A 9,218-nucleotide genomic window follows, 5' to 3' on the forward strand; every position below is an offset into this window, starting at 1 on the left:
AACAAGTTTCTGGCCAAAATCGCCAGCGACTGGAAAAAGCCGAACGGGCTGTTCGTGATTACGCCGGATCAGGTCGAAGATTTTGTCTCTCAGTTGCCGGTGTCCAAGCTGCACGGCGTCGGCAAAGTGACCGCCGACAAGCTTGGCCGCCTTGGCATCGTCACCTGCACCGATCTGCGCGCCTGGAGCAAGCTGACCCTGGTGAGGGAGTTCGGCTCATTCGGGGAACGGCTCTGGAATCTGGCTCATGGTGTGGATGACCGGCCCGTGCAGAACGACAATCGGCGCCAATCGGTCAGCGTTGAGAACACCTACGACACTGACCTGCCGGACCTCGCCAGCTGCCTGCAGATGCTGCCGGCATTGCTGGAAACCTTGAACGGCCGCATCTCGCGGATCGACAGCCTCTACCGCCCCGGCAAACCGTTCGTGAAGGTCAAGTTTCATGACTTCACGCAGACGACGCTGGAGCAGGCCGGGGCAGGGCGGGATCTTGGGAGTTACGAGCAGCTGTTGACCCAGGCCTTCGCACGCGGCGGCAGGCCGGTGCGATTGCTGGGCATTGGCGTGCGCCTGCACGATCTTCGGGCTGCCCACGAGCAGTTGGAGTTGTTCACCTGACGCTATTCGCTGCCCGGTGGTACCGCAACCAGTCGACCGGCGTCTTTGGCCAGTGCTCGCAGGAATTCATGCTGTAGCTGTGGATCGTTGCGGGTCAGCTCGATCAGCGACTGTTCCAGATCACTGGCTTCCTCTTCAAGGCCCAGCTCGGACAGGCGCTTGACGCGATGCACCCATTGGCTCACTTCGTCATCTTCCAGATCGTCGTAAATCAGATCGTGGGCTTCGATCAGCTTGCCGCGCAGCGATTTGCTCAGCGGCAGCGTGGCTTTCGCCTGGACGTTACTCTGGTCATCCTGGACGTTGATGTTCAGTTGCGTGACATAGCTAAGGTTCTGCTCGGCAAAGGGGCTGTCCAGCAAATTAACGCGCAGCACACCGTTGCGGTCCGTGGTCAGCTCATGGGTTTCTTTGCCCGCGGTGACTTCTACCGGTGCTTCGCTCCAGGGAAGGCTCGAATGTTCAATGCGGTGGTCGCGCTGGACTTCGTCGATGCCCGCCAGGTTTTGCTGCGCACGACCATGGGAGGGTGCGTTCATGAACGGGTTGATGCCTGCGACGCCGTAACTTAGCCAGTCTTTGGTGACGCTGTCGGGCAGGCTGCCAAAGGTCAGCACGTTGACCACGTTCGCGCCGATGCCCGCGACGATGGCCACGGCGCCCAGCGGGATTTCATAGACTTCGCGCCATGGTTGATACGGTGTGTATCGATCGTAGTGGCGGGTCACTTCAAATTCGGTGATATCGAAGGTTTTCAGCTCGTGGATACGTATCCGGCGCTGGGGCAGTTCCAGCGTCTTGGGTTCGCCAAGGTCGACCTGAAAGCTGTGGTCGAGCAGTTTTCGCTCGACACGTTCTTCATGCTCGCTGCGCTGGGACAGATGGTTGGCGCAGCCGCTTAGAAACAGGCTGGTGCACAAGACAGCGCCTGCGAGACGTGAGGGGTTTCGCTTGAACATGAGATCTCTAGGTGCAGGAAGGCGCATAGCAGAGGCGTGGCGGATGAAAGCGCGCCTGCAGTGCAGGCGCGCCCTCCGGTCAGCGCTTGATCCGGTCCTTGATGAAAGACAACACGTCGGCAACAGGCAGAGCCTGCGCTTGGGCTTCGGTGCGGCTCTTGTATTCGAGGTTGCCTTCGGCAAGACCACGGTCACTGACCACGATGCGGTGCGGGATGCCGATCAGTTCCATGTCGGCGAACTTGATCCCCGGGCTGGTCTTCTTGTCGCGGTCATCCAGCAACACGTCGAAGCCGGCCGCCGTCAGCTCGGCGTACAGCTTGTCGGTCGCCTCTTTAACGGCATCGGTTTCGTAGCGCAGCGGCACGAGGGCGATCTGGAAAGGCGCCAGCGCGTCGCTCCAGATGATGCCGTTCGCGTCGTTGTTCTGCTCGATCGCGGCAGCCACAACGCGCGACACGCCAATGCCGTAGCAGCCCATGGTCAGCGTGACCGGCTTGCCGTTCTCACCCAGGACCTGGCACTTCATCGCGTCGCTGTATTTGGTGCCCAGCTGGAAGATGTGCCCGACTTCGATACCGCGCTTGATGATTACGTTACCCTGGCCGTCAGGGCTCGGGTCACCGGCGACGACGTTGCGCAGGTCGGCCACCGTCGGAACGGGCAAGTCGCGTTCCCAGTTGACGCCGAAGTAGTGCTTGTCATCGATGTTTGCGCCGATGCCAAAGTCGCTCATCAGCTCGACCGAGCGGTCGATGATGCACGGCAGCGGCAGGTTCAGCGGGCCGAGCGAACCCGCACCGGCGCCGATGGCGTCTCGCAGCTCGGCTTCGGAGGCCATGACCAGCGGGCTGGCAACCTGTTCCAGGTTGGACGCCTTGATTTCGTTGAGCTCGTGATCGCCACGGATGATCAACGCGATCAGCTTGCCTTCTTCAGCGGCATGCACGACCAGGGTCTTGACGGTCTTCTCGATCGGCAGATTGAACTGCTCGACCAGGGCTGCGATGGTCTTGGCGTTGGGGGTGTCGACCAGCCGCAGCTCCTCAGTCGGCGCAGGACGGCTTGACTCGCGCGGCATGGCTTCGGCTTTTTCGATGTTCGCGGCGTAGTCGGAGGTGTCGCTGAATACGATGTCGTCTTCGCCGGACTCGGCCAGCACGTGGAACTCATGGGATCCGGCGCCACCGATGGAACCGTTGTCGGCCACAACAGGGCGGAAGTTCAGGCCCAGGCGCGTGAACACATTGCAGTACGCCTGATGCATACGGTCGTAGGTTTCCTGCAGGGAATCCTGAGTCGCATGGAAAGAATAGGCGTCCTTCATGATGAACTCGCGGCCGCGCATCAAGCCAAAGCGAGGACGGATTTCGTCACGGAACTTGGTCTGGATCTGGTACATGTTGATCGGCAACTGCTTGTAGCTGTTGAGCTCGTTGCGCGCCAGATCGGTGATGACCTCTTCGTGGGTCGGGCCCGCGCAGAAGTCGCGATCATGACGGTCCTTGAGACGCAGCAGCTCAGGGCCGTATTGTTCCCAGCGTCCCGATTCCTGCCACAGCTCTGCCGGCTGAATGCCCGGCATCAACACTTCCAGCGCGCCCGCTGCGTTCATTTCTTCACGAACCACCGCTTCGACTTTGCGCAGTACCCGCAGGCCCATGGGGAGCCAGGTATAGAGACCGGAAGCCAGTTTGCGAATCATGCCGGCACGAAGCATCAGCTGATGGCTGATCACGACCGCATCGGATGGCGTTTCTTTCTGTGTGGCGAGCAAATATTGACTGGTACGCATGGTCGGCCGTTGTCGGTTGCGGTGACTGGGAAATGACCCGGCATTGTACGGTGGTGGTACCGCCGAGTACAGGCCGGGCGGGCGCCGCGACGGAAGGGATTGTCAACCTTGCGCCCATGAAAAAGCCCGGCGCGAGGGCCGGGCTTTTCTTTAACGAGTGTCGGACAGCGCGATTACAGGACCGAAATCGGGTAGTCGACGATCAGACGGAACTCGTTGACATCGCCTTCGCCCTCGTCCGTGTTGGCACGATGGAATGCTTGACGGATGCGGAACGACAGGTCTTTGGCCGGGCCGGTTTGAACAACGTATTTGGCCTCGACGTTGGTCTCGTGGTGGCTGCCATCAGCGCCATACAAGCCGGTGTAGGTGCTGTTCGAAGGCGTGTGGGTGCCGTCGATGTCAGTACCGGTCACGTAGCGGGCCATGAAGCTGAGGCCTGGAACACCGTAGGTGGCCATGTTCAGGTCGTAGCGAGCTTGCCAGGATTTTTCACCCGGGGCGTTGAAGTCGGAATACTGGATCGAGTTTGCCAGGAAAATCGAATCGCCGCCGCGGTTGTTGTCGCCGATACCAATGTAGTCGAACGGCGTATCACCGTTAACTTTCTGGAAAGCCAGGGTCAGGGTATGAGCGGCCAGGAACGAGTAGGCTGCAGACAGAGAGAAGGCATTGTTGCTGATGTCGCCTGCTTTCTTGCTGCCGGTATCCTGGGTGTTGTAGTAGTTGAAGTCGAAAGCCAGAGACTGGTCATCGGTCAACGGCAGTGCGTAGTTCACATTGCCATAGTACTGGTTCCACACGTCTTCCAGTTTGTTGTAATAGAAGCCAACGCCCAGGTTGTCGGTGATCGAGTACTTGCCGCCACCGTAAGTAGCGGACTTGGAGGTTACGCCAGCGTAGGTTGCCCAGATATCGCCGTTGCGATTGGTTTCGTCCTGGCTGGTGCCTGAAGTGAAGCGACCTGCTTCGACGTCAAGACCCTTGATCTCGCTGCTTTGCAAGGTTACGCCAGTTGCGGTTTGCGGCAACAGGCGAGAACCGCCGACCGCGAATACCGGATTCTGCGGCTGCATGTCGCCGATTTTCAGTTCGGTTTTCGAGACGCGGAATTTAACAGCGCCACCGGCCTTGCCGAAGCTGTCTTCGTTCTTGCCCTGGCTGTCGGTGACCAAGTTGCCCGAACCGGAATACTTGTCGGAACCGTCAAGCTTGAAGCCGACGTAGCCGAAAGCGTCAACACCAACACCAATAAGGCCCTGTGTGTAACCGGAGCTGTAGTTGGCCCAGAAGCCTTGGGTCCAGTCCTTGTCGTCTACGCCACCGTTCTTTTTGTCGCGATTGTAATAGTAGTTACGAGCCTTAACATCCAGCTTGCTCCCCTCTACAAAACCAGTGGCTTCGGACTGATCGCTTACGAATGCCGCAGCTGATGCCAATTGGGTGCTGGCTGCAGTAACGGCCAGTGCGATTGCGGTCCACTTCATCACTCTCATCGTGACTTTGCTCCTTTGGTTTTTAAGAAGAGTACTGCCGTCCACCTGTTTTTTTATCTGGCCGGCTTCTTTCTTTTTGGTGTCGGCGGAATCTACATCACGCTGACATTATTGGCGATAGTTACGAACCTATCCTTTCAGTTTCTTTACGGCCTGTCGCCGCCGGTGCTGTCCATGTCGTTACTGAACAGCTCCTGATTCTTTAACCGTGCAACTACCAGGTCTTCGAAGGGCTGGATTCATTCATACCCTCATCGAATCCAGCCGCTCCAACCGCATTCACAACCGTCATTGCATCGCTTCGGCCCCGCCCTGTCTCCCGACAGGTTCGTCTTGAAGCGTGTGTGTGACAAAGCAACAACCGTGCACAAAATTTGGACGAATATGAAAAATATGTCGAAAGCGATGTAAAAACATTCGGTGTAGGCGCCAAGCCACTGAACGCAAACAGGAAAAATATTTTCGGTAGCGTGCTTTGCATCGGCGATTCTCACGAGCGTACCGCGGAGAAATGTCACTGACGTTACCTGTTACCCCTGGGAAGTGAGTAAATTGCGGATAGCTGCCACATATTCGGTCCGCATCTGAGTCTTTTTGGTGCATCGTCGTCTAAAAACGCCTGCCTTTGGTTCCGTCGAGGCTCAAGTGATGCGGGACTTGGCAGTGCGGCCCCGGCAGGTTCACGCAAATGGGCTAAAAGGTCTGGATTTACTGAGGTTTCCCGCGACTAAGGCTGCATTTTTCGTTCCTTTAGGCGCGCGCCCGCGCTGCTTCATCAGGGTGCGGCATCATTTTTTTCGCGCGCTCTTGGTGCGAAGTCGCCATGGAGTGCTTGCCGATCAACACTGAATACGCAAAATGCGCCGGACTGCGGCGCGGGATGATTCATCCCGAGTTCGCGCGTATCCTTCCAGGCAGTCAGGATTTTTCTGCTCGGCCCGTCCGTCCGCTCAATGAATAACTCGGCGATCAGGAGTAATTACGTGTTTGTTCTAGATCCGCGTTTGCTGCAAGACACCTTGCCTATCGGCGACTTCCCGCTGTGCACGCTGCTGCTGTCCAATGATTCGAATTATCCGTGGTTCATTCTGGTGCCGAAGCGTCCGGGCATCAGTGAAGTGTTCCAGTTGTCCGAAGCGGAGCAGGCGCAGTTGTGGAAAGAAACAACCTACCTCTCGGCCGTACTCGACCGTGCGTTTAAAGCAGACAAGATGAACGTCGCTGCGCTGGGCAATGTGGTCAATCAATTGCACATGCACGTTATTGTCCGGCTGAGGAGTGACGCGGCGTGGCCAGCGCCTGTATGGGGCAAGCATCCGGCCAAGCCTTACTCGCCGGAGGAGGTCACCCGGATCAGATCGCAACTGAGGTCAGAATTGACCGAAGCATTCACCTTTAAGGAGGACTGACTATGGATCTCGAATCGCGTGTCATGGAGCTGGAAAGCCGACTGGCTTTTCAGGACGATACGATTCAAGCCCTGAATGACGTGTTGGTCGTTCAGCAGCGCAGCCTTGATCGTCTGGAGTTACAGATTGCGGCCCTGATCAAGCGCCAGGAGGAAATGGGCGGGCAGGGCGACGGTTTCGCCGAAGACTCGCGTCCCCCTCATTATTAAGGGCAAGTCTTTCAGCCAAAAAAAACCGCGCCTGTCAGCGCGGTTTTTTTATGCGACCAAGTTAGCGTTAGCGGCGCGGAAGCGCAGCGATGACATCTTCCGCTTGCAGGCCTTTGTCGCGATTCATCACGGAAAACTCGACACGCTGACCTTCGACCAGCACACGGTGACCCTCACCGCGGATGGCGCGAAAGTGCACAAAGATGTCATCGCCTGAATCACGGGAAATGAAGCCGAAGCCTTTCGATGTGTTGAACCACTTCACGGTGCCTGTATCGCGGTTGCCCAGATCCTGAGACTGAGCAGCAGGCGCAGGAGAGGACCGGTAGAAGCTGACCGCCAGATGCAATGCCACGGCAATCACGACGGCAAGCAGGCTGACCAGAACAGCCGGTTGACCGGCGATGGTTTCAAGTGGAACGAGTAACGCGAGGATTTGAAGCACGACGGCAAGCACGAGCAAACCGCTGACCAGGTTTTGCAGTTGGTGACGTGGACCTTTGTTCCAGTAGGGAATGACCGGCGCCAGCACCAGGTTGATAAGGCCGAAGAACGCCAGGTACAGCGCATCCGGTTGGGACAGGTAAGAAGACAGCGCTTCACTACGCAGGCTGGGGATGAAAGACAGCAGCAGGGCAGCTGCGCCCGTTAGCAGGTGGACTATTTTCAACATTTCGATGACTCACATTAAGATGGATCACAAGGAAATAGCGGGTGACCTTCGGTACGCTTCAGGAAGAAAAGGAGGCGTGATGCACGAGTGTCGGACCTGCCTGTGCGCAACCGCCGGACGGCACTTTGGCGGCAGCGCGTCTGTATTTAACAGCAAAGCCGAGAGCGACTCAAATCAAGCGCTTAGCGTGCGTGTCGGCGGGCGATGGTGGCTGTATGTCACTTTTTTTGGGGCACGGTCGAACGCTCCTTCCAGAGCCTTCGGCATAAGCAGCTCGTCGGCCCGATCGCTTTCTTTAGAAGTAAGCCGGTCTCAACACAGCGTCTGTCGCCGAACTAATCCCGACAGATGGCTGCGCAGGGCCAATGGTCTTGATAGAGTGGTCGGCAGTCGTTTAAAAAATTCACCATAGAAGAGGGCTGAACATGGCAATCGATATCGGCATCAGCGAAGAAGATCGCAAGTCCATCGTGGACGGTCTTTCCCGCCTGCTGGCTGACACCTACGTGTTGTATCTGAAGACCCATAACTTTCACTGGAACGTGACGGGTCCGGCTTTCCGTACGCTGCACCTTATGTTTGAAGAGCAATACAACGAGCTGGCGCTGGCGGTCGATCAGATTGCCGAGCGTATCCGCGCACTGGGTTTCCCTGCGCCGGGCACCTATTCGACTTACGCACGCTTGTCGTCGATTAAAGAAGAAGAGGGTGTGCCAGCCGCTGAAGACATGATTCGCTCCCTGGTTCAGGGTCAGGAAGCTGTCACCCGCACCGCCCGCGGCATTTTCCCGTTGCTGGACAAAGTCAGCGACGAGCCGACGGCGGACTTGTTGACCCAGCGGATGCAAGTGCATGAGAAAACAGCCTGGATGCTGCGCTCCATGCTGGAAACTCAATAATCCGGGCTCGGTACATCCGGACTCGACAGAAAGAGCGGGCATCCTCGGTGATGCCCGCTCTTTTAGCAACATCCTCCATTGCCTCTGTTTTGGCCCGCGATTCGAATCTTCCGGCTCAAGCCGCTCATCTCGCTCGGTGCTTCTTCTTCAGGTGCTGACCTTCAGCAATCTGCCTGAGCGGGGCGAAATAACTGCGTGAAAATACATATTTACCACCCTGTCGAGGATAGACCCCCACGCGCCTTGGCACTCTCGAAAATCGCCCCTGCTCCGTAGCAATCTCCTACGGGTCAAGAGTGCTCCTTCTGCTGGCTGCGCCCCTTGGATTACGGCTTGATAGAAACCTCTTTCACTGATTGCGAAGAGGTGCTGACGCCCATGTCCGTAATCGCAAAACAGGGGTACCTGCATGGATCCGAATACTGCCCGAGGGGGATGGGAACCGACCCGGTGTGTGAACGCCAGGGGCGACCCGTTTATCGATACTTTCAACATGAGCCTGGCCCAGCCCCATTCCAGGTCGGTCAGGCTGAACGGCCTGGCCACATGCCTTCGGCTTGAGGAGGTGTACTGGAATATTCTGTCCGAAATGGCACGATTCAACGATTGCTCCATAAACGCAGTGCTGTCTTACGTCGACCGTGAGGTTCACCTGCGTTACGGTGGTGTCAAGAACTTCAGCGGGCTGATCCGCGTGGTGTGCGTGGCACACGTGTTGAGTGCCGAGGGGCTGCGCCTGGCGCCGTCCTCGACATGACCTGATTCGGCGGGCCCGTTTAGGCGGGCCTGCATTCATTCGCGGCACTGAGGCATCGAGCCCCGTGCCGACATGTTCTTGCCCGGTATCGGGCTGCGCGGCTGCACAGCGATGATTATCCCTATATAATCCCCCGCCTTACTCTGGAAGGCAGGAACTGACCATCAGGTCGGACTGCAAGCCAAGGCTTCCGCACCCTTGCACCGGCGACGGGCGAAAGCTCCATCGAATTCCGAATTACGAGAAGTGAACACACGATCATGATGCGCAGCCATTATTGCGGCCAACTGAACGAGAGCCTGGAAGGTCAGGAAATTACCCTTTGCGGATGGGTCCATCGCCGTCGCGACCACGGGGGGGTGATTTTCCTCGACATTCGCGATCGTGAAGGCCTGGCCCA

General features: G+C 57.6%; 10 protein-coding genes and 1 pseudogene. 6 read left to right on the forward strand and 5 right to left on the reverse strand.

From position 1 onward, the window contains the following. Positions 1–621, forward strand: a 621-nt coding sequence (locus VF672_RS13500) for a DNA polymerase thumb domain-containing protein (RefSeq protein ID WP_414705604.1), incomplete at its 5' end; no start/stop codon positions are given. A gap of 2 nt (positions 622–623) precedes the next feature. On the opposite strand, the gene VF672_RS13505 is transcribed toward VF672_RS13500, so the two are convergent. The 3 genes from VF672_RS13505 to VF672_RS13515 all read right to left on the reverse strand — a co-directional run bounded on the left by VF672_RS13505 (position 624) and on the right by VF672_RS13515 (position 4,871). Then, positions 624–1,580, reverse strand: a complete 957-nt coding sequence (locus tag VF672_RS13505; RefSeq protein ID WP_331105091.1) for a hypothetical protein — start codon at positions 1,578–1,580, stop codon at positions 624–626. A 79-nt stretch (positions 1,581–1,659) separates the two neighbouring features. After that, positions 1,660–3,375 carry a proline--tRNA ligase gene (locus VF672_RS13510; protein ID WP_331105092.1) on the reverse strand — a complete coding sequence of 572 codons (1,716 nt, stop codon included), beginning with the start codon at positions 3,373–3,375 and terminating at the stop codon, positions 1,660–1,662. Positions 3,376–3,548: 173 nt separating this feature from the next. After that, the gene (locus tag VF672_RS13515) at positions 3,549–4,871 is read right to left on the reverse strand and encodes an OprD family porin (protein ID WP_331105093.1); all 1,323 of its coding nucleotides are present in this window, start codon (positions 4,869–4,871) and stop codon (positions 3,549–3,551) included. Between the two features lie 983 nt (positions 4,872–5,854). Here VF672_RS13515 and VF672_RS13520 point away from each other — a divergent pair. Together VF672_RS13520 and VF672_RS13525 are read left to right on the forward strand one after the other, a co-directional pair. Continuing rightward, on the forward strand, positions 5,855–6,280 hold the full coding sequence (locus VF672_RS13520; protein ID WP_331105094.1) for an HIT domain-containing protein: 426 nt from the start codon (positions 5,855–5,857) through the stop codon (positions 6,278–6,280). A 2-nt stretch (positions 6,281–6,282) separates the two neighbouring features. Beyond that, positions 6,283–6,489, forward strand: coding sequence for a SlyX family protein (locus VF672_RS13525; protein ID WP_331105095.1), 207 nt, complete (start codon positions 6,283–6,285; stop codon positions 6,487–6,489). A 67-nt stretch (positions 6,490–6,556) separates the two neighbouring features. Here the strand turns inward: VF672_RS13525 and VF672_RS24605 are convergent, their stop codons facing one another. Continuing rightward, positions 6,557–6,778 (reverse strand): cold shock domain-containing protein, encoded by a 222-nt coding sequence (locus VF672_RS24605; RefSeq protein ID WP_004667445.1) that lies wholly within the window; start codon positions 6,776–6,778, stop codon positions 6,557–6,559. Positions 6,779–6,838: 60 nt separating this feature from the next. Next, positions 6,839–7,162, reverse strand: a pseudogene (locus tag VF672_RS24610) (cold shock domain-containing protein membrane protein); the annotation flags it as partial. A 425-nt stretch (positions 7,163–7,587) separates the two neighbouring features. Here VF672_RS24610 and VF672_RS13535 point away from each other — a divergent pair. From VF672_RS13535 to VF672_RS13545, 3 genes are all read left to right on the forward strand, one after another. Further along, positions 7,588–8,061: a Dps family protein gene (locus VF672_RS13535; RefSeq protein ID WP_037014103.1), complete on the forward strand. Its 474-nt coding sequence runs from the start codon at positions 7,588–7,590 to the stop codon at positions 8,059–8,061. A 409-nt stretch (positions 8,062–8,470) separates the two neighbouring features. After that, on the forward strand, positions 8,471–8,818 hold the full coding sequence (locus VF672_RS13540) for a ribbon-helix-helix domain-containing protein (RefSeq protein ID WP_331105097.1): 348 nt from the start codon (positions 8,471–8,473) through the stop codon (positions 8,816–8,818). Between the two features lie 260 nt (positions 8,819–9,078). Beyond that, positions 9,079–9,218 (forward strand): OB-fold nucleic acid binding domain-containing protein (locus tag VF672_RS13545; RefSeq protein ID WP_331105098.1); only part of this gene is annotated, 140 nt, incomplete at its 3' end.

Source organism: Pseudomonas sp., from assembly GCF_036387035.1.
GTDB lineage: Bacteria > Pseudomonadota > Gammaproteobacteria > Pseudomonadales > Pseudomonadaceae > Aquipseudomonas.